We start from the raw sequence: 23,357 nt of genomic DNA, 5'->3' as shown, positions 1-23,357 counted from the left end.
CGGAACCCCAGGATGCCTTTCGACCCTATTTCCCCGCACTACCAGCGTATCCGCGAACAGATCGCCAGCGACATCGCCGCAGGTAGGCCCCAGGCCGACGAGAAATTCCCCTCCGAGCGGGACATGATCGAACGCTTCGGCTGCACCCGCGTCACCTTGCGCCAGGCCCTGCAGCAGCTGGAAGCAGAGGGCCTGGTGTATCGGGAAAATCGCCGGGGCTGGTTTGTCAGCCCGCAGCGTATCCGCTACGACCCGACGCGCATCAGCGGTTTTATGGATTACGTCAGTGCCCAGGGTCGCACACCGCGCACCGAGTGCCTGCACGCCGAACTGCGCCCGGCTGGCCCGTGGCTGGCCAAGCGCATGGGTTTGGCTTCGGTGGATGAACCGGTGTTTTTCCTGCAACGCCGCCGCTGGATCGATCGTCGCCCGGTGCTGCTGGAATTCAACGCGCTGCTGGCCAGCTGGTGCCCAGGCCTGCTGGAAGCCGACCTCAATACCTCGCTGACCCAACTGCTGCGCGAGCGGTTTGCACGGGTGCAATCCCGCTGCGAGCTGGAGATGCACATCGGCACGGTGAATGAAGAACAGGCCGAGCTGCTACAACTGTCGCCGGGTTCCACCAGTGTGTACCTGGAGCGTTTGAATTTCGGTGAGGACAACCGGCCGGTGGAATTCGACCAGGAATTCTGGCGCCCGGATGCGTTGTCGATTGTGATGGAGACTCGGTATCCGGGGACTCACTGAGACGTCAACACGTCGCTGACAAGTCCAGTGCAGTTGATATTTATTACTTCTTGTCGAAGCATCCTGCTGAGTAGCCCAGCGGTCGCGCATAAACGTCAGTCCGGCTGTGAAAAGCTGTCGAATCCACTAAGCCGCAGAGAAGAACGCCACTTTAGCGGTAAGACGATCCGCTAAATCTGATAGCTCGATGCTGGATGCTGCCACTTGGCGCGCGCCATTGGCCGACTCAACCGTCGAGCCATGAATGCGGTTGATGTTTTCAGCGACCTCGTCGGTCACGCTACTCTGCTGCACGGAGGCACTCGCGATCTGGGCGTTCATATGACTGATAGCGGCAACCTGCTCACTGATCCTTGCCAACGCCTCCTGCGCACTGCGTGTTTGTGTGACCGTTTGGCTCGCCAGCTCACAACTATCGCGCATGGTTTGAGATGCTGTTTCGGTACCCGATTGCAACGTACTGATCATCTCTCGAATTTCTTCGGTCGACTGCTGTGTCCGGTTGGCCAAAGAACGTACTTCGTCAGCTACCACCGCAAATCCACGCCCGTGCTCGCCAGCTCTAGCAGCCTCGATAGCTGCGTTCAAAGCAAGCAAATTGGTTTGCGAGGCGATGGAGTTGATTACGTCGATCACTGACGCAATATTTTCACTATGTTTGGACACCTGGTTCACGGTAGCAGTCGTTTGCTCGAGGGTTAATGCCAGCTGTTCGATAGCAACCGTGGTGCTTGCAACCAATTTGTTCCCACTTCCCACGTCAGTATCAGCCAACCGGGAGGCATCAGCTGCCTGCGCGGCATACCCGGATACTTCATTAACCGTCGCCGCCATTTGCATGATGGCTGCGGCTACCTGCTCGGCTTCGCGGTTTTGCAAGCTGGTCTGCTCATTATTAGCCGATGATGCGGCAGACAACTGGGTGGCCGAGTAATTGACTTCTTGGGCCGCCTTGCGTACTTGACGAATGGTCTCTGCGAGATGGCCCAGCGTGTCTTTCAGGACGCCCATGACACTGCCGGGATACTCTGTGGAAATCGTTTGATTCAGATCACCAGCTGCCAGTCGCTCGATGGCCAATGCAACGTCTGTGGGCTCAGCACCCAGCGTGGATTTAACAAAGCGAATAAGTACAGCCGACAACGTGATGCTCAGCAGCAGGGCAATACCTGTCGCGATAAGCATCAGCATACTGAACTGGCTGGCGGTTGCCTGCACTGCGCCCAACTTCGCCTTGATTGATACTTCCTCGTAGTCGATCAATGCATTGACGCGCTTGAGCCACTCACTGTAATCCAAAGACGTTTGACGCATCAGCAGCGCCTGAGCCCCTGGTATGTCACCCGCCTGGCGCAAGGAGATTACCGCCCTGGTGGAGTTAAGGGTTTGTTGTTCGATGTCCTTGATAGCGCTCAGTAATCGAACCTCCTCGCCAGTTACGCTTGCGCCCTTGAACAACTGATCCATTGGAGCTGCCGAGTCAGAGTAGGCCTTTTCCAAGGCTGAGACTTCCGATAAGTGTTTTGCCAAATCCAAATCAGTCGTTACCAGCACGGCATCCCGAATAGCGATGGCACGGTTATGGACACTGCCTCGGAAATTGATTGCGTAGCGCTGCACCTTTGCGGCATTTTCGCTTACGTCGCCCAAGGTGGAGTCAATGAACGCGACGCGGTGAATGCCGATGGTGGTTATCAATATGAGCAGCGCCAGGATGGCCGCGAAACTAAGCCCTATGCGTGTGGCCAACGAAAGCGTTTTCTTCATGGAGATCTCGGAAACATGACCTGTACAGGCCTGTGTTGATTTGGAAGACGCGAACGGTGCTACCGGCCCATTACGCTTAATGCCTCTACGATACGTAGACGCAGAATGGTCATCTAGTTAGTAATACGCACGGCCATGATAGCTCATGGCTATCATGGCCGTGCGTATGCTTCACAGTGGGCCTCGCGAGTTAGACAGCAGGTACCGAGGCAGAGAGCGTATGGGCAAACGTCGCGCCCGAGGAGCTTCACCGGAACCGTACTTAGCGAGCAATCATCCCGGCAGCTTGTTCTGTTGCTTCAGTCGTGCGAGTTGCGAGCTTGCGAACTTCGTCTGCAACGACCGCAAAGCCACGGCCCGCTTCGCCCGCGCGCGCCGCCTCAATTGCCGCGTTGAGCGCCAAGAGGTTTGTCTGGCTCGCAATGCTCTGAATAGTCCCAACGATTTGCGATAATTGAGCAATGTTGTTCTCAAGCGTCCGCTGATGCTTGACCTCTGCCTGTCGTAACGCCTCCTGCTCATGCTGCAAATGGACATCCACAAGGGCACCTACTACCCGAAGCGGTGAGCCGGAGGAGTCGCGCCGAGTCTGACCTCTAGCTCTGAACCACCGATACTCGCCGCTCTTCATCTTCAAGCGATACTCGATGTCAAAGGGCGTTTTACCAGAACGGTCGCTTAGGTGAGCACCAAAGGCGTTGAGGCTTTGCTCCTTATCGTCCGGATGCAGCCTGGACGCCCAGCTATCCAAAACATCCGGGAACTCCTCCACCGTTTCAAAGCCGAGCAATCGCCGGAACTGAGGAGACCACCAGAAAGGGTTCTTTGGATTTACCGGGTCTCCCGAGATAACTTCCATATCCCACAACCCGTCCGAGAGCATCTCCCTGGCCAGTTCAAATCTGGTGATGATTACGTCGTGCTCCTGGTCACGCTCAAGCTGATCATGGATATCACGCAGAGAACCAGCTACACGTATAGGCATGCCGCGATCATCCCGTAGAGTTTCTCCTTGGGCATAGAACCAACGGTATGAACCGTCTTTCATCGCGAGCCGATTTTTCACTTTATAAGGTGTGTGCCCGGACTTATCGTTCAGATGGCGGGCAAAAGCATCAAGAGTGGCTTGCTTGTCCTGCGGATGCAGGCGATCAGCCCAACTGGCTAAAACATTTGGGAAATCGCGCTCATCTCTGAACCCCAGAAGGTTTCGTAGTTGCTGAGACCACCAAAAGCGATTTTTAGGGTTCACGGGGTCGCCGGCAACTACTTCCATATCCCAAAGCCCCTCGCTAGAGGCTCGGTTCACAAGATCAAACCTGACCTCATGCGCAGAAGCGGACAACGCGGCCTCGCGAAGCAGCTCACGGGCTGCTTCCAATTCATGCTCAAGCTCGGATATACGGGACTTGGAGCCGCGATCAAGTGAGTCAAAAGTCCTCCAAGCACCAAGAACTGCAGCGCTTTCAGCGCACCCGTCTACTTGTGGCGGTACTCCGCAAGTGATTGCAGCTACCAGTTGTTGAATAGCGCGACGATCACGGCGCCTTTTGAAGAAGATAGTCATGACGATTGGACTCATAGATGTTGCGGGCCCTATCCATGGCACCTTGCCATCTATATCGTCATGAACGAAAAAAACTGTACACAGATTTTATACTTGTACATATTTATCCAACGATTATTTTTAAGCTCGACGAAAACCTTTGACTGATCCTTTCACTGGAATGAGTAAGCAGTCGATCAGAGGTAACCGTGCGGTAGACACGTATTGACGAAATCATCTTAGGCGGAGTATTTACGAGCTTTTGGTGTCCGGGAGAGAGCCTTTGGTCAGATGCTTCGCCGCCCAGATAAGGCAGAGCCTCGCGGGCCGCATCTGCGAACCGAGTAGTACTGTTCGCTCCTTGCCGTTGTCTTTTGGAATGCGCTTTCCCGTAGAGGTGGCAGGAAATACGACCCTGAACACAACCGGTTCCAGATGCGGTAGAGGTTATGATCGCGTTGCCGATCAAAGTCCGTGTGCTCTAACGCATTACGCACAGAGCGACGTAAACCGATTCAGTGTGCGTCCGAATTCAAGACTCTCATTCAGGACTTAAAAACACTGGATTATGCTGGATTTCAGGGGTTCTTGCCGGAACGAAAAAAGGACCCGAAGGTCCTGATTTCAATCGCTTGCAGAATTCAATGGAACTCTGTAGCGCAATATTTGGAGCGGGAAACGAGACTCGAACTCGCGACCCCGACCTTGGCAAGGTCGTGCTCTACCAACTGAGCTATTCCCGCTTGGTGATGCGCATTCTATAGAATCCTCAGCACCCGTCAACCCCTTGATTCAAAAAAGTTTTATTTCTTTTCAACGGTGGTGCGCAGATGCGGCCAGGCGGCGCGCAGATATTGGAGCATCGACCACAGGGTCAGGCCCGCGGCGATCAGCAGCAAAGCATAACCCGTGAGGACCCAGAACGAGAAGTCCGACGGATTGGCCAGCAGAATGACCAGCGCAAGCATTTGCGCGGCGGTTTTCCATTTGCCCATGTTGGACACGGCCACGTGGGCGCGGGCGCCGATTTCGGCCATCCATTCACGCAGGGCCGAGACGACGATCTCGCGGCCGATGATGACCGCTGCCGGCAGGGTCAGCCACAGGTTGCCGTGTTCCTGCACCAGGAGGACCAAAGCGACGGCCACCATAAGCTTGTCGGCCACCGGGTCGAGGAACGCGCCGAAAGGCGTGCTTTGTTCCAGGCGGCGCGCCAGGTAGCCGTCGAGCCAGTCGGTGGCGGCGGCAAAGGCAAACACTGAACTGGAAGCCAGATAACTCCATTCGTACGGCAAATAGAACAACAAAATGAAAATAGGGATGAGCAGGACGCGTAGAACGGTGATCAGATTAGGGATATTCATCGGCACAACTGGCTACGAGGTGGAAAGGCATTCTATTCGCTATGCAGATTCGCATAAATCAGCTCAGCGAGCTTTTTACTGATACCGGGTGCTTTGGCTATCTCGTCAATGCTGGCACGGGACAGCTCCTGCAAGCCACCAAAATGTTTAAGCAAGTCGCGACGCCGCGTCGGGCCTACCCCTGCCACCCCTTCCAGGGTTGAGGTTCGCCGGGTTTTGCCACGGCGGGCGCGGTGGCCGGTAATGGCGAAACGGTGGGCTTCGTCGCGAATCTGTTGAATCAAATGCAACGCGGGTGAGTCGCCCTTCAAAGTGAACTCATGGGCGGCATCATTCAAGTACAACGTCTCGAAACCCGCCTTGCGCGTCGTGCCCTTGGCCACGCCCAACAGGATCAGGTCAGGCACCGCCAGCTCATTGAGCACGTCGCGGGCCATGGACAGCTGGCCCTTGCCGCCGTCGACCAGGAGGATATCCGGCAACTTGCCCTCGCCATCCTTCAACTTACTGAAGCGGCGCGTGAGGGCCTGATGCATGGCGGCGTAGTCATCGCCGGCGGTGACGCCTTCGATGTTGTAGCGCCGGTAATCGGACTTGATCGGCCCTTCCGGCCCGAACACCACACAGGATGCCACCGTGGCCTCGCCACTGGAGTGGCTGATGTCGTAGCACTCCAGGCGCTGGGGCGGCTCTTCCAGGTTAAGGACCTCAGCCAGGGCGTCAAAGCGGGCGGCGACGTGCTGCCGGTTGGCCAGGCGCGCGCTCAGGGCTTGCTCGGCGTTGGTCACCGCCAGTTGCTGCCAGCGTGCGCGGGTGCCACGCACGCGGTGGCTGATGTCCAGCTCGCGGCCGCGCAATTCGTGGATGGCTTCGATCAACGCGGGGAAGTCTTCGTGCACCACATTGACGATCAACTCCGACGGCAGGTCGCGCTCGGGGCTGCTCACGTAGTATTGGCCCAGGAAAGCGGCCATGACTTCAGCGACCTCCTCATCAATACCGGTCTGCGGAAAGAAGTTCTTGCTGCCCAGCACTCGCCCACCGCGCACGCTGATCAGGTGCACACAGGCACCGCCCGGATTGACGAAGGCCGCGATCACGTCGACGTCGCCGGTGCCGCCTTCCATGCTTTGCTGGTCCTGGACACGGCGCAGCAGCGAAATCTGGTCGCGCAGCTCGGCGGCCCGTTCGAAATCCAGGGTGCTGGCCGCCTGCTCCATGGCAGTGGAAAGCTCATCGGTGAGGGCATTGCTGCGCCCTTCGAGGAACATCACCGAATGGCGTACATCCTCGGCGTACTCCGCCGGCTCAACCAACCCCACACAGGGCGCCTTGCAGCGCTTGATCTGGTACTGGAGGCAGGGCCGGGTGCGGTTCTTATAGAAGCTGTCCTCGCACTGACGCACAAAAAAGGTTTTTTGCAGCAGGCTCAGGCTTTCACGAATGGCCCCGGCGCTGGGATAAGGCCCGAAGTACTTGCCCTTCGCTTTCTTCGCCCCACGGTGAATGCTCAGGCGTGGGAAGTTGCCGTCGGATAAAAACACATAGGGATAGGATTTATCGTCACGCAGCAGAATGTTGTAGGGCGGCCGCCATTCCTTGATCAGCGTCTGCTCAAGCAGCAGCGCTTCGGTTTCGTTGGCGGTGATGGTGGTTTCGACCTGGGCGATACGGGCCACCAGGGCGGCGGTTTTCGGCGCGAGACCGGTCTTGCGAAAGTAGCTCGCCAGACGGCTCTTGAGGTTTTTGGCTTTGCCGACATAAAGCAGGCGCGCCTCGCTGTCGAACATGCGGTACACGCCAGGGCGGCCACTGCAGGTTGAGAGAAAGGCACTCGGATCAAACGGTGTGGTCATGTCAGGCGCTGGCGTCCACCATGCCGTGGCGCACCGCGAGCAGGGTCAATTCAACATCACTGCTGATGGCGAGCTTCTCGAAGATGCGATAGCGGTAAGTGTTGACGGTCTTGGGCGACAGGCACAGCTTGTCGGAGATCGTCTGTACCTTCTGGCAACCGACGATCATCAGGGCAATCTGGATTTCCCGCTCCGACAGCGCATCAAACGGCGAGTCGCTGGTGGGCTGGAAGGACTTGATAGCCAATTGCTGGGCGATCTGCGGGCTGATATAGCGCTGGCCGGCAAACACCAGGCGAATGGCCTGGACCATTTCCGCCAGGCCCGCACCTTTGGTGAGGTAGCCGGCAGCGCCAGCCTGCAGCAGACGTGTCGGAAACGGGTCTTCCTCGCACACAGTCACCACCACGACCTTGATGTCCGGATGACTGCGCAGCAATTTGGTCGTCGCGCCAAGACCGCCGATGCCAGGCATCTTGACGTCCATCAACACCACATCGGGTTTCAACTCCCGGGCCTTGATCAGGGATTCCTCGCCTGACTCGGCCTGACCGACTACTTGCAGGCCATCGATGTCAGCCAGCATTCGTGTAATGCCTGTACGAACGAGATCATGGTCATCGACTACTAGCACCCTAATCAAGCAGACACCTCGCGAAATGGTCTTATAGGTTGCTGAACACCTTAGCAAAAAACCAAGGCACAGACCTAATAGCACGCGTCATATAGAGAGAGATTGATTGAGCGACAGCCAACCGCCGGGCGGCGGATGGCTCAATTTGCTGGGCGAAGGGTCAGGAATCCTGGGGCTGTGGCTTGGGTTTTCCATTCATCGCAATCGAATGCTCGGCCAACGTCGAGGTCAGGCGACGGATCGCAGCCTGGTCTTCCTTGAACATTGCGCGATAGTCCCCGAGGACTTTTTCTTCAATCTGGCTCAGATTCTCCAATTGAATCGGCGTGGCTGCGCCGGTCAACACGTAAAGCACATCCACGCCTCTTTCGGCGACACGAGACAGGTAATCCGCTTTAGGCGCACGCCCTCCACTTTCATATTTACCTTGTGCGTTGGCTTCAACGCCTCCGATTTCACCAAACACTTTTTGCGACAGGCCAAGTCGCTCCCTTTCTTGCCGTAAACGCGAACCGATTCCACTCATTTGGATGTATGATCCTATTTGGCACACCCCAAGAGGTGACACATTCATCTCTTATTAAACAAACTTGAACGGTTTTGAACTATGCCCGGAATCCGTACCGCTGCACAAGCCAAGGCCTGGCTGGAACATCAAGGAAAGTCAGTTCAAGCGTTCGCCCGTGAACATGGCGTAGATCCGGCAACCACCTATCAAGTGCTCGCTGGGCGCAAAAAGGGACGGCGTGGGGAAGCCCATAAGGTAGCGGTCCTTTTGGGCATGAAAGAAGGGATCATCCTTGCTGAGACGGGAGACCTGAACAACGATCAGGAAGTCGGCGCCTGAGGCCAGTATGCGCTTATAAGGAGTGGGTGCACGTTTTAGCTTGAGCGACAAACACGCTCCATACGCCAGAAGTAGTCTTCTTCACCTACGATGCTGAGCCCCATGCGCTGATAGAGCCTCCTGGCCGGGTTGGTCTTGAATACGGTCAAACGCAACAGTCCCAACGTTTGCGCCTTGAGCGCCATCTGCTCCAACACCCAGCCACCCGCGCCCAACCCGCGATACGCCTCGAGCAGATGCAACTCGCGAATATAGAGGGCCCGGCTGTCGCGGCTCAGGCTGATAAAACCCAAGACCCTGTCGTCTCGGCAAATCAGCCAGTTTTCCCGACCGGCCCAGGCCGTATCAAAGCCTTCGTTGGACCACCACAACCCGTACTGCACGTAGTAGCGGGCCATGGCCTCGTGGGTCAACTTCCGCGCAAAGGGCAGGTCCTGGTCCGTTGCAGCGCGCAGGTGAAAAGCCATTAGAGAGCCGTCACGTGGCTGACCCAACTCCCGCCATCGCGACGGGCAATCAGCAACGCATCCCCCACGCCAGGTACAGCAGCAAGCAAACGGCCATTGGCGGCCCAGATCGCACTGCGACCGGCGCAGGCCCAGCCACCCGATGGGCCGCCATGATTGGCCATCAACACCAGCAGGCCATGTTCAACGGCATAGCCTTGGAGCAGCGCACTGTCCGTGGCGTAGCCGCCCTCACTGATCAACACCCCGGCGGCATACACCGTGGCGCCCGCTCGCGCCGCGGCACGGGGATGGCTGGCCTGGGAAAAATCTGCGCACACCGCCAGCGCAATCCGCTCATCCCCACGTTCAAGGACCGCACCGCCCTGCCCTGGGACAAACACAGCCTCTTCGCCGGCATGCAGATGCTGCTTGGTGTAGACCGCCAGGGAGCCATCCGCTCCGAGCACCAACGCACCGATCAGCACGCCCGCCTCTGGCGTCAGTCGGATCGGCATTCCCACCACCGCCGTCATTCGCAGCTCACACGCCATCTCGCGCAGGGGGGCCAGCACCTTGTCCTCTGGTGCAATCGCTAATTCAGCGGCCAGCGACGGCTCATACCCCGTCAACGACAACTCGGGGAACACCAGTAATTGCACACCCTGTTCCGCCGCCGTGCGCATAAATGCGAGGTGCCGTTCAATATTGGCCGGGACATCGCCCGCGATGGAAATGGATTGAGCAGCAGCAAGGGTGAAGGCAGTCATGGTCGCGTCCAAGCAATCAGTATCAAAGTGCAAACAGCATATCGGCACTCCCCCCATAGTCGTAAGTCCCCCACCGCAATAGAAATTACTGATTGAATCTGCCTGCGTGCCTCGAGTAAGCTCCCTCCATACATTTGGAGACACACCATGTTGCAACTCACCCACACTCAGGTTTGCCTTGCTGCCAGCGCCCAGCGCTCGGTGTCGGCTACCCGCGTGAACGGTTCGAGCGCACTGGTCAGCTTTTATTTTGGGTATTGGTTTAGCCACTGGCGCGCCTGATACCTGAAATCGGCGCCCACTTACCAAGGGGTCGCCTACCAGAGAAATCTAACCCCCGGTCGGCTCCCCGACCGGGGGTTTTGTTTTTTCAGGTCTCCATAAACCTTTCAACTTGATCAAGAACACTTAAGGGAATCACGACATGAACTACGCCACCTATTACCGCTACGACCTGTGCACTGCCTGGCGATTTAGCCAGCTCCGCTCGGGACAGCCTGCCGCCTCCGATCGGTCACCTATCGGTGGCAAACCAACACACATCGCCGATACGGCGAATTGTCGAACACCCCAGTAGGCCGAGCGCGCGGGAATAGCCCGCCGCTTGCCCAGGAAACCTTGAATATGAACTCCTCCGTCGCCGCTCTGCCCCTCTCTGCCTTGAACAGTGCCAATGAAGCCCTGACCCAGCGCCTGCCCAGCTCGCTTGAGCTCAAGCACCAGTTGCCCCTCAGCCCCTTCCTCAACGAACAGATCCACGCCCACCGCCAAGCCGTGCGCGCCATCCTCAATGGCGAAGATTCACGCTTGCTGGTCATTGTCGGTCCGTGCTCGATCCATGACCCGGAATCGGCCATGGAATACGCCCGCAACCTGAAGAAGCTGGCCCTCGACGTCGGCGACCAGATGCTGCTGGTGATCCGCGCCTACGTCGAAAAACCCCGCACGACGATCGGCTGGAAAGGCCTGGCCTACGACCCTCGCCTGGATGGCAGCGATGACATGGCCGCCGGCCTGACCCTGTCCCGCGAGCTGATGCGCGAAATGCTGCGCCTGGGCCTGCCGGTCGCCACCGAGTTGCTGCAACCCATGGCCGCCGGTTACTTCGATGACCTGCTCAGTTGGGTGGCGATTGGCGCGCGTACCACCGAGTCGCAGATCCACCGCGAGATGGCCAGCGGCCTGGGCATGCCCGTGGGTTTCAAGAACGGCACCGATGGCGGCGTCGCGATTGCCTGTGACGCCATGCGCTCGGCGTCCCACCCGCACCGCCACTTCGGCGTCGACAGCCAGGGCCATCCGGCGATCATCCAGACCCCGGGCAACCCCGACACCCACCTGGTGCTGCGCGGCGGGCATCACGGGCCGAACTACGATGTGCAGAGCGTGGCGCGGGTAAGACACGACCTGGCCAAGTCCAAGGTCACCCCGCGGATCATGGTCGACTGCAGCCATGCCAACAGCAACAAGGACCCGCTGCGCCAACCGGCCGTGTTCAACGATGTGCTGGAGCAACGCTTGCAGGGCGATACCTCGCTGATCGGCATGATGCTCGAAAGCCATTTGTTCGAAGGCTGCCAGCCATTGAGCCCGTCGATGAAATACGGGGTGTCGGTGACCGATGGCTGCCTGGGCTGGACCGCCACCGAGCAGTTGCTGCGTGCGGCTGCCGAGCGCCTGCGCGCTTAAGGCTGATCGATCGAGGCGCTGCTGCCGCAGGTACAGCGCCTCATGAGAACCTGCGGCCCACAGGCCATTCGTGACGTGCAGGCAAGAGTCCTTTTCGGCGTCGACGGTGTTTCCGAAGCAACGACGAGGGGATACTCAACGCCATTGCCTACGGCCCTATTGGAGTTACCGATGTCTACCCTCACGCCAAAAGTCCCTGCCTTCGGCCTCGGCACCTTTCGCCTGCAAGGCCAGGTGGTGATCGATTCCGTCAGCACCGGCCTGGAACTGGGCTACCGTGTCATCGACACCGCGCAGATCTACGAAAATGAAGCAGACGTTGGCCGGACCATCGCCGCCAGCGGCATCCCGCGGGACGAGTTGTTTATCACCAGCAAGATCTGGATTGCCAACCTTGCTGAAGGCCAACTGATCCCAAGCCTCAAGGAAAGCCTGCGCAAGCTCGAGACCGATTACCTGGACCTGACCCTGATCCACTGGCCATCGCCGGAAGACCAGGTGCCCGTCACCGAATTCATGGAGCAGTTGCTGGAAGCCAAACGCCTGGGCCTGACACGCCAGATCGGTGTTTCCAACTTCACCATCGCCCTGATGAAGCAGGCCATCGCAGCCGTGGGTGCCGAGCACATCGCCACCAACCAGATCGAATTGCACCCTTATCTGCAAAACCGGCAGGTTGTGGATTTCGCCACCGCCAACGGTATCCAGATCACCTCATACATGACCCTGGCCTACGGTGAAGTGCTCAAGGACCCGGTGATCCAGCAGATCGCCGAGCGCCATCAGGCTACCCCGGCGCAAGTGACCCTGGCCTGGGCCATGCAATCGGGCTATGCGGTCATCCCGTCCTCAACCAAGCGTGCCAACCTGCAAAGCAACCTCAAGGCCCTGCAACTGACCTTGAGCGCTGCTGACATGGCGCACATTGCCGGGCTGGAACGGGGCCAGCGCTTGACCAGCCCCAAGGGCATCGCGCCGAAGTGGGACTAAACCCCCGCCACCGGTGTGCGGGATAACTCGCGCAGCCATGGCAACACCCGCAGGCCGGCAGTGGCCTCGGGTGGGTCGATGATGTCCATGAAGTGTTCGAGATTGACGTTGTCCGGCACGCCGGGCAGCCGCACCAGCACCGCCGGCGTTACGCCTGGATGCGCGCCCACATCCAGGTGATCGTAGACCAATACATGGCGCACCTGGGGCTGGGGCCCACGGGCCTGGGCCGTCAGCCCCGCATTGATGATCAGCACGTCGAAGGGTTCGGCCGGGATGGCCGTGAGTATCTGGACTTCCTCGAAGGTTTGTACCGGCACGATCCGGTGGTACCCCAACTGATTGAGCATTTTTTCGATGTACAACCGTTGCAGGTGCTGTTCATCGGCAATCAGGATGGTCAGTGCTTTGTTCGGCATGGCAAACCCCTGGGCAGGCAGCGCTCGTCAGTGAGCGAGGCCCATTTTCCAGACATATACCGAAGACAAAATCAGGCATGTTCCCCCTTCGCGTAGGAGTTCTCCCAAATCAACCGAATGGCCAGCTCCCGCAGTCAAGCCTGATTGCCATACCGGCCCAGGCTGTGATGCAACTGTTCGATGGCCGAAGCAACCGCCTCTACCGCAGCGTCCGATGCATCGCTGTCATGCCGCTCACACACGCTTTCCAATGTCTCGCAGCACGTGATCAACACCTGAGCCTTGACCATGCGCGCGCCCCCTTTAACGCGGTGAGCCAAGTCATGGAGCTTGGCGAAATCAGCCGGCGATTTCAGGGACGGCAACAGCGCACGGTCTTCCTCGAGGCTCTTGAGCAACGGCGTCAGCAGCTCGTTGAGAGCATCCTTATCACCCTGCGTCAGCATGATCAGTGAACTTAAATCAAACGCCACTTCCACTTCATCCGTTAGCGCGCCAGCGGTCCGTGATGCCAAGGCCAGGCGCAAGTCCTCAAGCCCGGTCGGCTTGAACAGGCAACCGTCCATGCCTGCTTGCCGGCAGCGTTCGGCTTCCTGCGACAAGGCATTGGCGGTGAACCCGAGGATCAGGCACGGCGCCAGCCCACGCTGGCGTTCCTGTGCGCGAATATCACGCGCCAATGCATACCCGTCCTTGAAGGGCATATTGCAATCGGTGATCACGCCGTCAAAATGCCCGGCCTGCCACAGTGACAATCCTTGGGCGCCGTCCTCGGCCAAGGTGATGCGATGCCCCAGGAAACTCAGCTGTCGAGCCAGCAACAAGCGGTTGGCCGGGTAGTCATCCACCACCAGGATATTCAACCCGAGCGCTGGCGGAACATGCGGGACCGGTACATTGGCTGGCACGGCCGAGGTCAGCGCCAACGTCAACGTCACATCCACCCGCGTGCCCTTGCCCAGCACACTGCTCAAGTGCAATTGACCGCCCATCATCTCGCACAGGTTGCGACTGATCACCAACCCCAGGCCCGATCCGCTTCGCGCCGGCTGTTCGTTGTTGCTGCCCTGGATAAAGGGGTTGAACAAACGCTGCTGATCTTCGGCACTGATGCCAATACCCGTATCCTCCACCCACAACCGCAGGTGCAACTGGTCGTCGGCCAACACCGGTGCACCCTGGGCGCCCAGGCGCACCTGGCCCGAGGCGGTGAACTTGATCGCGTTACCCAACACATTGGACACCACCTGCTTGAAGCGCAGCGGGTCAACCAGCACCGGCCGGTCGATCAACGGGTCGAGCTCCACCTGCAGCACCAGGCCCTTGTCCCGCGCCAGCCCCTCGAACACCCGCGCCACTGAGGCCAGCAGTTCGTACAGATTGGCCGGCTCCAGGCTCAGGGACAGGTGGCCGGATTCGATTCGCGCAATGTCGAGAATATCGCCGATCAACTCCAGCATGCTCCGGGACGCAACCGACGCAACCTCCAACGCATCGCGGTCAGCCACGCCCTGCTCGGCGTTCTTCAGGGCCAGTTCGATCATGCCGATCACCGCATTCATGGGCGTGCGAATCTCATGGCTCATGGTCGCCAGGAAAGTGGTCTTGGCACGGTTTGCAGTGTCGGCCTCCTCCTTGGCCACCTGCAACTGCCCCAGCAAGCGCTGGCGCTCGCTGACATCCACCCAGCCGGCGATCATGCCCACGACGCTGCCATTGCTGTCACGGTACGGGAGCATCCATTGGTAGATGGTCAACACCTCGCCGCCGGGCACCTTGAGCACACGGTCATGAACCTGCGGCTCGCCCAACTCCATCAAACGCAAATAGTCGGCATGGAACGACTGGGCCTGGGGCGCGTTACCCGTGTCGGTTTCCACCACGGTCTTACCGATGACGTCTTCCAACTTGAAGCCGAACACATCCAGGTAGGCGTTATTGCAGGCCATCAGGCGGCCCAGGCGATCGCGCACATAGATCGGGTGCGGCGTGCCGTCGATCAACACACTCATGAACCGCATCTGGTCGCTCAACGCACGTTCGGCCTGGGCGCGCTTGCGAATCAGGCTGCGCAGGTAGAACACCCATCCCAGGGTGACCAGCAGCAGCAGCGCGGCCAAGCCAAACCCCTGGAGGATGATGTTGCGGTGACGTGTCCAGTAGTTGTCCTCGATGATGATCTCGCTGCGCCAATGGTTGGTCAGCTCGTCCATTTCTTCTGGCGTAATGCTCAACAACGCCTTGTCGAGGATCGAGTACAGCTCCAGTTGGCTGCGGTTGACCCCAAAGGTCACGCGCGCAGGCTCGCTCCCGATAGTGCTGGTGATGCGTAGCCGCTTGCGGTAATTACGGGCGATCATGTAGCGCGCGCTGATCAGTGAAACCGCGGTCGCATCGACACTGCCGTTGACCACCAATTCCATGGCCTGCTCCGGGTTCTCCACGTCGACAAACCCGATGCCTGGGTAGTCCCGGCTGATTTGCGCGGCCAGGCTGTTGCCGCGAATAAGCGCCATGCGTTTGCCTGGCATATCTTCCAGGGTCACCAGATGCTCGTCGTGGGTGCGCACCACCAACACATAAGGACTGGACAGATAAGGGCGAGTAAAACGGATCTTTTCAGACCGCTCGACACTCGGCGTGACGACCGCCAGCATGTCCACGCGACCGGTACTGGCCTGTTCAATTTGCCGGGGCAGCGAACTGCCCCGCTCCACGTCAAACTTCAAACCTGTGCGCAAACTGATGCGCGACAGCACCTCGGCGCTCAACCCTTCGAATTGCGCTTGTTCGTTGAAAAAAGACAACGGCACGAACTTGTCGAGCACCGCCACTTTCACCCGCGGATGCTTCTCCAGCCAGCGCTGTTCACTTGCGCTCAAGCGCAGTTGCTCCGCCTCCAGGAATCCGCTGCCACCGGCACTCCAACGGCGCAGGATTTCCATTTGCTCGCTGGCCGTAACGGCAGCCAGCGCGGTGTTGATGATGCCCAACAGGCGGGTATTGTCCTTGGCGAATGCAAACCCGAAAGGGTTGACCTCCAATGCGGAAAAATCCGCCATACGCACGTTATTAAGGTAGTTCTTGTTGATCAGATAGCGGGTGCTGATGGCGTCACCCAGGTACACATCCGCCTGGCCGAACGCAACGGCACCAAGCGCTTCGAAGGTCGAGGCAAACAAGAGCAATTGCGCATCGGGGTAAAAGGCCTGGACGGCCTCAGGCTGCATATAGTGGTAGAGCATCGCCAGGCGCTTGCCTGAAAGGTCAGCCTTCAGCGCCTGGTTTTCTCCCGCACGCGTCACCAATGCGGGTTGGTCGTTGGCGTAGGATCGGGACAGCACCAACTCCGGGTCGGCCGCCTCGAACCCGTTGGCCGACCCCACGAAATCCACTGCGCCCGCCTTGAGCGCGTCGATCACCTCATCGCGGGTGTCGTAGCGCTTCACGTCGATGGTGATATTCAGCGCCTGGGCAACCAGTGCCGCAAAATCGGCCGTGATGCCTTCAAGCTCCTGGTTGTTACTCAGGTCAAAGGGCGCGTAGTCGGGCGCCGACACCCCCATCGTGAGTGTGCGGCGCTCGCGCAACCAGCGCCAGTCGGCTTCGTCCAACACCAGGGAAGAGTTTTCAAGGGTGGAGTGGCCCAGAAGTTTCAGATCGTGCGGTTCCTCCAGGGCCATCACCGCCCACGGCAACAGCCCCATCAGCAGGATGGCCGCGCGTTTCACACGCCGGGAGGTGACCATTTCAGATCAGATGATTGCGCTGGGCGAACTTGGACAGATGCACCACCGACGACATACGCAACTTCTCCTTGAGCCGCGTCTTGTAGGTACTGATAGTCTTGTGGCTCAACAGCATGTCGTCGGCAATATCCTTGTTGCCCAGGCCCAGCGCCAGCTTTTGCAGGACGGTCAATTCGCGATCGGATAGCGCCTCCACCAACTCCTGCTCGGTCGATTGCAGGTCGTCGCGACGCACCGAACTGGTGGGCAGGCTGGGGAAGCAACTGTAGCCGGACCTGATCGCCCTGATCGCCTTTTGCAGCTCATCCAGCTCACCGGTCTTGGCGACAAACCCCATCGCCCCGGCGCGCATGCAGCGAGTGGAAAAAAACACCGCCAGATACGAGGTCAGCACCAGGATCCTGCAGGGCAACTCCAGTGCCTTGATCCGGCTGATCACCTCCAACCCACCGAGCTTGGGCATCGCCAGGTCGAGAATGACCAGGTCCGGACGTTCTTCACGAGCAATCTGCATGGCGTCAGCGCCGTTCCCCGCTTCGTAGATGGTATCGAAGCCTTCCTGCTTCAACAGATACTTCACGGTGGCGCGTATAAAAGGGTGATCATCCACGATTAAAGCTTTGTTGCTCATAAGACTCCCCTGGGAAGATCAGTACGCTTACATATCACGCGAGACCCCACTACCTGTGAAAAGTAACAGTTCCGACAAGCGGCACTGATTACTCGGTCAAACACCTCAGGCAGTACAGGCCCCTCCTTTTGAAAAACACAGTAAACATGTGAAGCCACGCCTTAATTCCTGAACAGGCGCAAGCGCGCAACCTTAGCAACCGCGTGCTTTTTCAAATGAAGGGATAATCTCGACTAAATGTAGGACTTTTCCTCAGAGTCCTCCAGAAGCTACTCGGTGGTGCTGGGGCTCCAGAACGCCTGTACCACCAGGGTCGACCGGGAAATACGTGCCACCAGGGCGTCCAACTCGTCACCGTCTACCGAGGTCACCGCCAGTGTGGCTTCGATTTCAACCTCCTCGGCGCCGAACGGTCGTACATCGACATCGCTGGCCGGGTAGTTACAGCGCGCCAGTTCAGCTTCCAGCAACGCCAATACCGCGGTTTGCTGGGTACGCCGGGCAATCACATAGAGGATGTTGGTGACCTCCGCCGACACCACATCCAGGGGTTGGCGGTTGATGTTATTGACGATGGGCCGCAGCAGCGTGTTGGCCGCCAGCACGAACAGCGTGCCCAACAGCGCCTCGAGGACCAGGTCGGCACCGGCGCACGCCCCCACCGCCGCCGACGCCCAGAGCGTGGCGGCGGTGTTGAGACCGCGCACATTGCCTTCTTCACGCATGATCACACCGGCCCCCAGAAAGCCGATGCCCGATACCACATACGCCACCACCCGCACGGCGCCTTCCGCACCGCCGAGGCGGTTGGCCATGTCAACGAAAATCGCCGCGCCCACCGCCACCAGTACGTTGGTGCGCAGGCCCGCCGTGCGTTGGCGGTACTGGCGCTCGAAGCCGATCAAGCCACCGAGGATAAAGGCAGCGGTGAGGCTGACCAGGGTATCGACCAGGGAGTTGATGTTGATGTTGTCGATTGCTTGCATGGGAAACCGTCCCTGTTCATTGCCAGCCAAACTTACGGATGTAGTAGCCCTTCACCGCCTGGGTCAGCGCCATGTACGCCAGCAGGATCACCGGCAGGAACACAAAGTACAGCGACGGCAGCGCCTGCAATTTGAAGTAATGCGCCAGCGGCCCCATCGGCAGGAAGATCCCCACGGCCATGATCACAGCGGTCATCACCATCAACGGCATCGCCGCGCGGCTTTGCAGGAACGGGATTTTCGGGGTGCGGATCATGTGCACGATCAGCGTCTGGGTCAGCAGCCCCACCACGAACCAGCCGGACTGGAACAGCGTCTGGTGGTCAGGGGTGTTGGCATCGAAGACATACCACATGAGTGCGAACGTGGTGATGTCGAAAATCGAACTGATCGGCCCGAAAAACAGCATGAAGCGCCCCACATCCCCTGGCTGCCAGCGTTGTGGTTTGGCGAGCATTTCCTCGTCGACGTTATCGAACGGAATCGCGATCTGCGAGATGTCATACAGCAGGTTTTGCACCAGCAGGTGCATCGGCAGCATCGGCAGGAACGGGATAAACGCACTGGCCACCAGCACCGAGAACACGTTGCCGAAGTTGGAACTGGCGGTCATCTTGATGTACTTGAGCATATTGGCGAAGGTGCGCCGGCCCTCCAGCACGCCCTCCTCCAGGATCATCAGGCTCTTTTCCAGCAGGATGATGTCGGCGGCTTCCTTGGCGATATCCACCGCGCTGTCCACCGAAATCCCAATATCCGCCGTCCGCAGCGCCGGCGCGTCATTGATGCCGTCCCCCATAAAGCCCACCACATGCCCGTTGGCCTTGAGCAGGCGCACGATGCGTTCCTTGTGGCTGGGCGTCAGGCGGGCGAACACATTGGTGGTTTCCACGGCCTTGGCCAACTGGGCGTCGGTCATGTCCTCGATGTCGTTGCCCATCAACAGGCCCTGTTGCTCCAAGCCCACTTCGCGGCAGATCTTGGCGGTGACCAGCTCGTTGTCGCCGGTCAGCACTTTGACCGCCACACCATGGGCTTTCAGCGCCTTGAGAGCGGGCGCAGTGCTTTCCTTGGGCGGGTCGAGGAACGCGACGTAGCCGATCAGCGTGAGGTTGTTTTCATCCGCCAGGCTGTAAGTGTCGCGCCCCGGGGCCATCGGTTGCGCAGCCACGGCTACCACCCGCAGGCCTTCTTCGTTGAACGCGGCAGTGACCTGGCGAATGCGCGCCAGCAGCTCGTCGGTCAGCGCTTCGTTGACATCACCATGACGCACGCTGTTGCACACCGAGAGGATCTCCTCCACCGCACCTTTGCAGATCAGCAGATGCGGCCGGTCCTGCTCGGCCACCACCACCGACATGCGGCGGCGGTTGAAGTCGAACGGGATTTCATCCACCTTCTGGAACGCGGTGCCGACCTTCAGTTCGCGATGCACCTCCACGTGCTCCAGCACCGCCACGTCCAGCAGGTTTTTCAGGCCGGTCTGGTAGTAGCTGTTGAGGTAAGCCATCTCCAGCACATCGTCAGACTCTTCGCCCCACACATCCACATGACGCGCCAGGAAAATCCGGTCCTGGGTCAGGGTGCCGGTCTTGTCGGTGCACAGCACATCCATCGCGCCAAAGTTCTGGATCGCATCCAGGCGCTTGACGATGACCTTCTTGCGCGACAGGAACACCGCGCCCTTGGCCAGGGTGGACGTGACAATCATCGGCAGCATTTCCGGGGTCAGGCCCACGGCGATCGACAGCGCGAACAGCAGCGCTTCGGTCCAGTCGCCCTTGGTGAAACCGTTGATGAACAACACCAGCGGTGCCATCACGAACATAAAGCGGATCAACAGCCAGCTGACCTTGTTGACGCCGTGCTGGAACGAGGTGGTCGCACGGTCGGTGGCCGTCACGCGTTGGGCCAGCGCACCGAAATAGGTGCTGTTGCCGGTGGTCAGAATCACCGCCGTCGCGGCGCCGGACACCACATTGGTGCCCATGAACAGGATGTTCTCCAGGTCCAGCGGGTTGCGGGTGTTGGTGTCGCGCTGCTGGGCGAACTTCTCCACCGGCATCGATTCACCGGTCATCGCCGCCTGGCTGACGAACAGGTCCTTGGCGCTGAGCACGCGGCAGTCGGCGGGGATCATGTCCCCGGCAGAGAGCACGATCAGGTCGCCCGGCACCAACTGCTTGATGGGCAATTCGACGCGCTTGGGATCATCGCGGCGCAGCACCGTGGCGGTGTTGCTCACCATGGCTTTCAAGGCATCGGCGGCCTTGTTGGACTTGGCCTCCTGCCAGAAGCGTAGCAGGGTCGAGAGCACCACCATGGAGAAAATCACCGTGGCGGCCTTCATGTCTTCGGTCAGCCAGGAGATCACCGCCAGCAAGGTCAGCAGCAGGTTGAACGGGTTCTTGTAGCAATGCCACAGGTGCACCCACCACGGCAGCGGCTGCTCGTGCTCGACTTCATTGAGGCCGTATTGCACGCGCAGGGCATCGGCTTCCAGGCTGCTCAAGCCCTCGGTATGGCTGCCCAACGTACCGAGCAATTGCACGGCACTGCTATTGGCCGCGACCACCAGGGTTTGCGCCAGGGTGGGCGGCACTTCGCGGCTGACGCTGGCATCGGTGACGGTTTCGAGCATCGCCAGGCGACGGAAATGCCGGGCGATATGCCGGGTCCGCAGGAAGCCGGCGAAGAACTCTTTCAACAGAGTGAGGTTCATGGTGTGTTACTCCTGCGCGAGGAAAAAACCGTCGTGCAGGTACTGCCTGCCCCACCGCGCCCGCTTCGTAGGCACAGTCAGCCCGGCCCGCCCGCCGTAAAAGGCAGGCGCGTCCGTAGCATCCCGAGGCTAATCGGGTGCTGGTCAGCGTCGATGAGAGGGATCGCACAGGGGCCAGGACTGGCCGCTGTCGGGATGCCGCTTCTCGCTAGGTGGCGAGACAACGGCATCGAAAAAAATGCGCGTTATCTTGCCAAGTATGTGCCGGTTACCGAGACCGGCCGACAACTGTCACTCGAACAAGTACCCACTGAGGGTCTCCGCTATTGATGAAAACGCGCGAAGCTTACGCCCCGATTTAAGGAGAGTAAACCGTAGGAAAGTTTCCATATGGTGAATAAGAAGATTCTTCAGGGAGGGTTCAGGAACCCCCAGCCTGAAGCCGCCGATGCTTGAATGTGAGGTGGCAGCTGCGTACGAGGTGGTGGGCCAGGTTTTTGCGAAATTAATCGTCCCGCGTCAGCACTTCCAACAACTCAATCTCAAAGCGCAGATTGCTGTTGGGCTTGATATGCGCGCCCATCGACCGTTCGCCATAGGCCAGGTGCGCCGGCACAAACAACCTGCGCACCCCGCCGACCTGCATGCCCATCAACCCCTGGTCCCAGCCCTTGATCACCCGCCCGGTGCCGATCACACACTGGAACGGCTTGCCCCGCTCCCAGGACGAATCGAAGACCGTACCGTCTTCCAGGGTGCCGGTGTACTGGGTGGTGATCAGTGCGCCCTTGACCACGGCTTTACCGGTGCCTGGGCGAGTATCGGTGATCTGGAGTTCGTCGGGGCTCATGGTGGTTCTCGTTGAAGGCGTAAAGGCTGGGGTTTTCCCAGAATCGGTGGGGTTTGGCAAGTGCAGGAACAGTCGCAGCCGTGACATTTCCCTTTAACTCGCAGGACGTTTCCGAGAGAATCCCAAGCGCTTGCGTCGCTCAAGCGAGGGAGCTTGCTTCCGTTGGGCTGCGCAGCGACCCCGTGGCTTTAGTACTGCCCCCCACAAAAATCCCGTAAATATAGCGTCGGCCCGACTTGAACACGCCATAAGCCGATACAGAGTGCTCGCTTGTGCTTACTTACGCAGAGAGCTCACGCAGCGCTGCCGTCGCCAAAAAACCTGACCGCGATGCATAGCGATGATCCTTTTGCACACGCTCGTCAATCCGCTGCAAGAGGTGTTCCGGCAGAGAGGCATTGAACCGCACTGATTTCCCCAGATAAGGCGTGAGGTCAAAGTCGACTATCGCCCAGACACCACCGGCAAAATCCGGATTACCCAAATGGGCATCAACCTCCAGCGCCTGAGGAAGCTGTTCCTGATCGGCAACCAGGCCTTCGAGGTGGAGAGCCAATGCCTCACGTACATTGTCCAGCGCTTCGGAAAAAGACCCGCCCGCCGAGAAACACCCCGGCACATCAGGGACGGTCACGCTGTAATCCGAATCAGCATCTTTGTGTACTACCACTGGGAATTTCATTGTTCCTCCTCTGACCGAGCCCGTGGGAGCTCGCCCAATTCATCCAGCAGGCAATTATTTGAGACCGGCTGATTTGAGAATACTGTGCAGAGTGCCCTTGGCAATCTCTGACTTGGGATGAGGGACGGTGACTCTTCCCCGCTTCACGGGGTGCTTGAACTGATGATGACTGCCCTTCACCGCCACCTCAAACCAACCATCCGCAACCAGCAGGTCAATCACCTCTCGACTTCTCATCGCCTCACCCTTAGGTGTGTATATTACACACCGCCAAATGGCAATGCGTTTTTTGTACACACGAGACACACCAATAAAAAAGCCCGCTCTACCGTCAAGCGGGCTTGTGTGACGTAATGATGACGGTGTCCAAAACCCTTATGCCAGCGCACTAGTGTGAGTTTTTGTGCCCCGATCTTTTGTCGACCATGCTTTCGGTCATGCGCCTGGTGGACTGTTGCTTCAGCTCATCGACCTTTTGGATGGCCTGCTTATAAGCCTGGCGTAATTGTCGACGATGTGGCTCGCTTCCTCTTTGCTATTGCAGGTACGGGCGGCAACGATGTTGACCACCGCGTCTCTATCCTCCGCCTTCAACGCAGGTTCACCAGAGGCTTTCACACGCTCGAACCATTGTTTCAGCGCGTCGCCCGCTTGAGCAGTAC

The 23,357-nt window shown here is 59.0% G+C and carries 19 protein-coding genes, 1 tRNA gene and 3 pseudogenes; 5 read left to right on the top strand and 18 right to left on the bottom strand.

Annotated features, from left to right (window positions below):
• Positions 1–12: 12 nt before the first annotated feature.
• Positions 13–747, top strand: a complete 735-nt coding sequence (locus tag NIBR502773_RS25630) for a UTRA domain-containing protein (RefSeq protein WP_115487921.1) — start codon at positions 13–15, stop codon at positions 745–747.
• 126 nt (positions 748–873) lie between these two features.
• Here NIBR502773_RS25630 and NIBR502773_RS31435 read toward each other — a convergent pair.
• From NIBR502773_RS31435 to NIBR502773_RS25595, 8 genes and pseudogenes are all read right to left on the bottom strand, one after another.
• Positions 874–1,395 (bottom strand): annotated as a pseudogene (locus NIBR502773_RS31435) (methyl-accepting chemotaxis protein); the annotation flags it as partial.
• Positions 1,396–2,809: 1,414 nt separating this feature from the next.
• Positions 2,810–2,953: pseudogene (locus NIBR502773_RS31430) on the bottom strand (methyl-accepting chemotaxis protein); the annotation flags it as partial.
• Between the two features lie 153 nt (positions 2,954–3,106).
• A pseudogene (locus NIBR502773_RS31425) lies at positions 3,107–3,790 on the bottom strand (PAS domain-containing protein); the annotation flags it as partial.
• A 937-nt stretch (positions 3,791–4,727) separates the two neighbouring features.
• A tRNA-Gly gene (locus tag NIBR502773_RS25615) sits at positions 4,728–4,803 on the bottom strand.
• A 60-nt stretch (positions 4,804–4,863) separates the two neighbouring features.
• Complete coding sequence (gene pgsA / locus NIBR502773_RS25610) at positions 4,864–5,424, bottom strand: CDP-diacylglycerol--glycerol-3-phosphate 3-phosphatidyltransferase (protein WP_027603207.1); 561 nt, start codon at positions 5,422–5,424, stop codon at positions 4,864–4,866.
• Positions 5,425–5,456: 32 nt separating this feature from the next.
• On the bottom strand, positions 5,457–7,280 hold the full coding sequence (uvrC, locus tag NIBR502773_RS25605; protein ID WP_027603206.1) for an excinuclease ABC subunit UvrC: 1,824 nt from the start codon (positions 7,278–7,280) through the stop codon (positions 5,457–5,459).
• Between the two features lies 1 nt (position 7,281).
• Positions 7,282–7,923 carry a UvrY/SirA/GacA family response regulator transcription factor gene (uvrY, locus tag NIBR502773_RS25600; RefSeq protein ID WP_003190387.1) on the bottom strand — a complete coding sequence of 214 codons (642 nt, stop codon included), beginning with the start codon at positions 7,921–7,923 and terminating at the stop codon, positions 7,282–7,284.
• A gap of 151 nt (positions 7,924–8,074) precedes the next feature.
• Positions 8,075–8,440 carry a helix-turn-helix domain-containing protein gene (locus tag NIBR502773_RS25595; RefSeq protein ID WP_027603205.1) on the bottom strand — a complete coding sequence of 122 codons (366 nt, stop codon included), beginning with the start codon at positions 8,438–8,440 and terminating at the stop codon, positions 8,075–8,077.
• A gap of 81 nt (positions 8,441–8,521) precedes the next feature.
• Between NIBR502773_RS25595 and NIBR502773_RS25590 the strand changes: the two genes are divergently transcribed.
• On the top strand, positions 8,522–8,761 hold the full coding sequence (locus NIBR502773_RS25590) for a DNA-binding protein (protein ID WP_065947535.1): 240 nt from the start codon (positions 8,522–8,524) through the stop codon (positions 8,759–8,761).
• 35 nt (positions 8,762–8,796) lie between these two features.
• On the opposite strand, the gene NIBR502773_RS25585 is transcribed toward NIBR502773_RS25590, so the two are convergent.
• Complete coding sequence (locus tag NIBR502773_RS25585) at positions 8,797–9,228, bottom strand: GNAT family N-acetyltransferase (RefSeq protein ID WP_141157253.1); 432 nt, start codon at positions 9,226–9,228, stop codon at positions 8,797–8,799.
• Complete coding sequence (locus NIBR502773_RS25580) at positions 9,228–9,977, bottom strand: carbon-nitrogen hydrolase family protein (RefSeq protein WP_115487917.1); 750 nt, start codon at positions 9,975–9,977, stop codon at positions 9,228–9,230. The genes NIBR502773_RS25585 and NIBR502773_RS25580 overlap by 1 nt, the downstream gene beginning before the upstream one ends.
• A gap of 147 nt (positions 9,978–10,124) precedes the next feature.
• Here NIBR502773_RS25580 and NIBR502773_RS31035 point away from each other — a divergent pair, with 147 nt between their 5' ends.
• The 3 genes from NIBR502773_RS31035 (at position 10,125) to dkgB (ending at position 12,656) form a co-directional block, all read left to right on the top strand.
• Positions 10,125–10,259 (top strand): hypothetical protein, encoded by a 135-nt coding sequence (locus NIBR502773_RS31035; protein ID WP_257228067.1) that lies wholly within the window; start codon positions 10,125–10,127, stop codon positions 10,257–10,259.
• A gap of 342 nt (positions 10,260–10,601) precedes the next feature.
• Positions 10,602–11,666 (top strand): 3-deoxy-7-phosphoheptulonate synthase, encoded by a 1,065-nt coding sequence (locus tag NIBR502773_RS25575; protein ID WP_027603201.1) that lies wholly within the window; start codon positions 10,602–10,604, stop codon positions 11,664–11,666.
• Between the two features lie 171 nt (positions 11,667–11,837).
• Positions 11,838–12,656: a 2,5-didehydrogluconate reductase DkgB gene (dkgB, locus tag NIBR502773_RS25570; protein WP_141157252.1), complete on the top strand. Its 819-nt coding sequence runs from the start codon at positions 11,838–11,840 to the stop codon at positions 12,654–12,656.
• On the opposite strand, the gene NIBR502773_RS25565 is transcribed toward dkgB, so the two are convergent.
• From NIBR502773_RS25565 to NIBR502773_RS25530, 8 genes are all read right to left on the bottom strand, one after another.
• The gene (locus tag NIBR502773_RS25565; protein WP_098479920.1) at positions 12,653–13,075 is read right to left on the bottom strand and encodes a chemotaxis protein CheY; all 423 of its coding nucleotides are present in this window, start codon (positions 13,073–13,075) and stop codon (positions 12,653–12,655) included. The genes dkgB and NIBR502773_RS25565 overlap by 4 nt on opposite strands.
• 134 nt (positions 13,076–13,209) lie before the next feature.
• Positions 13,210–16,824: a transporter substrate-binding domain-containing protein gene (locus tag NIBR502773_RS25560; protein ID WP_141157251.1), complete on the bottom strand. Its 3,615-nt coding sequence runs from the start codon at positions 16,822–16,824 to the stop codon at positions 13,210–13,212.
• A 1-nt stretch (position 16,825) separates the two neighbouring features.
• Positions 16,826–17,455, bottom strand: a complete 630-nt coding sequence (locus tag NIBR502773_RS25555) for a response regulator transcription factor (RefSeq protein WP_115487913.1) — start codon at positions 17,453–17,455, stop codon at positions 16,826–16,828.
• A gap of 269 nt (positions 17,456–17,724) precedes the next feature.
• A complete protein-coding gene (locus NIBR502773_RS25550; RefSeq protein WP_141157250.1) occupies positions 17,725–18,441 on the bottom strand; it encodes an MgtC/SapB family protein in 717 nt (238 codons plus the stop codon).
• Between the two features lie 16 nt (positions 18,442–18,457).
• On the bottom strand, positions 18,458–21,163 hold the full coding sequence (gene mgtA, locus NIBR502773_RS25545) for a magnesium-translocating P-type ATPase (protein WP_141157249.1): 2,706 nt from the start codon (positions 21,161–21,163) through the stop codon (positions 18,458–18,460).
• A 505-nt stretch (positions 21,164–21,668) separates the two neighbouring features.
• Positions 21,669–22,013 (bottom strand): FKBP-type peptidyl-prolyl cis-trans isomerase, encoded by a 345-nt coding sequence (locus NIBR502773_RS25540; RefSeq protein WP_065926228.1) that lies wholly within the window; start codon positions 22,011–22,013, stop codon positions 21,669–21,671.
• Between the two features lie 280 nt (positions 22,014–22,293).
• Complete coding sequence (locus NIBR502773_RS25535) at positions 22,294–22,695, bottom strand: type II toxin-antitoxin system HicB family antitoxin (protein WP_065947540.1); 402 nt, start codon at positions 22,693–22,695, stop codon at positions 22,294–22,296.
• Positions 22,696–22,749: 54 nt separating this feature from the next.
• Entirely contained in the window at positions 22,750–22,932 is a 183-nt protein-coding gene (locus NIBR502773_RS25530; RefSeq protein WP_115487910.1) for a type II toxin-antitoxin system HicA family toxin, read from the bottom strand.
• Positions 22,933–23,357 lie beyond the last annotated feature (425 nt).

Source organism: Pseudomonas sp. NIBRBAC000502773 (assembly GCF_006517195.1).
GTDB classification, from domain to species: Bacteria; Pseudomonadota; Gammaproteobacteria; order Pseudomonadales; family Pseudomonadaceae; genus Aquipseudomonas; species Aquipseudomonas marginalis.
The sequence above is the reverse complement of the archived record's forward strand: the minus strand, read 5'-3'. Positions and strand labels throughout refer to the sequence as shown.

What these genes read in the sequence shown, in the direction of transcription:
- NIBR502773_RS25630 (WP_115487921.1), top strand. Translation starts at nt 13, where the DNA reads ATGCCTTTCGACCCTATTTCCCCGCACTACCAGCGTATCCGCGAACAG.
- pgsA (WP_027603207.1), bottom strand. Translation starts at nt 5,424, where the DNA reads ATGAATATCCCTAATCTGATCACCGTTCTACGCGTCCTGCTCATCCCT.
- uvrC (WP_027603206.1), bottom strand. Translation starts at nt 7,280, where the DNA reads ATGACCACACCGTTTGATCCGAGTGCCTTTCTCTCAACCTGCAGTGGC.
- NIBR502773_RS25595 (WP_027603205.1), bottom strand. Translation starts at nt 8,440, where the DNA reads ATGAGTGGAATCGGTTCGCGTTTACGGCAAGAAAGGGAGCGACTTGGC.
- NIBR502773_RS25590 (WP_065947535.1), top strand. Translation starts at nt 8,522, where the DNA reads ATGCCCGGAATCCGTACCGCTGCACAAGCCAAGGCCTGGCTGGAACAT.
- NIBR502773_RS25585 (WP_141157253.1), bottom strand. Translation starts at nt 9,228, where the DNA reads ATGGCTTTTCACCTGCGCGCTGCAACGGACCAGGACCTGCCCTTTGCG.
- NIBR502773_RS25580 (WP_115487917.1), bottom strand. Translation starts at nt 9,977, where the DNA reads ATGACTGCCTTCACCCTTGCTGCTGCTCAATCCATTTCCATCGCGGGC.
- NIBR502773_RS31035 (WP_257228067.1), top strand. Translation starts at nt 10,125, where the DNA reads ATGTTGCAACTCACCCACACTCAGGTTTGCCTTGCTGCCAGCGCCCAG.
- NIBR502773_RS25575 (WP_027603201.1), top strand. Translation starts at nt 10,602, where the DNA reads ATGAACTCCTCCGTCGCCGCTCTGCCCCTCTCTGCCTTGAACAGTGCC.
- dkgB (WP_141157252.1), top strand. Translation starts at nt 11,838, where the DNA reads ATGTCTACCCTCACGCCAAAAGTCCCTGCCTTCGGCCTCGGCACCTTT.
- NIBR502773_RS25565 (WP_098479920.1), bottom strand. Translation starts at nt 13,075, where the DNA reads ATGCCGAACAAAGCACTGACCATCCTGATTGCCGATGAACAGCACCTG.
- NIBR502773_RS25560 (WP_141157251.1), bottom strand. Translation starts at nt 16,824, where the DNA reads ATGGTCACCTCCCGGCGTGTGAAACGCGCGGCCATCCTGCTGATGGGG.
- NIBR502773_RS25555 (WP_115487913.1), bottom strand. Translation starts at nt 17,455, where the DNA reads ATGAGCAACAAAGCTTTAATCGTGGATGATCACCCTTTTATACGCGCC.
- NIBR502773_RS25550 (WP_141157250.1), bottom strand. Translation starts at nt 18,441, where the DNA reads ATGCAAGCAATCGACAACATCAACATCAACTCCCTGGTCGATACCCTG.
- mgtA (WP_141157249.1), bottom strand. Translation starts at nt 21,163, where the DNA reads ATGAACCTCACTCTGTTGAAAGAGTTCTTCGCCGGCTTCCTGCGGACC.
- NIBR502773_RS25540 (WP_065926228.1), bottom strand. Translation starts at nt 22,013, where the DNA reads ATGAGCCCCGACGAACTCCAGATCACCGATACTCGCCCAGGCACCGGT.
- NIBR502773_RS25535 (WP_065947540.1), bottom strand. Translation starts at nt 22,695, where the DNA reads ATGAAATTCCCAGTGGTAGTACACAAAGATGCTGATTCGGATTACAGC.
- NIBR502773_RS25530 (WP_115487910.1), bottom strand. Translation starts at nt 22,932, where the DNA reads ATGAGAAGTCGAGAGGTGATTGACCTGCTGGTTGCGGATGGTTGGTTT.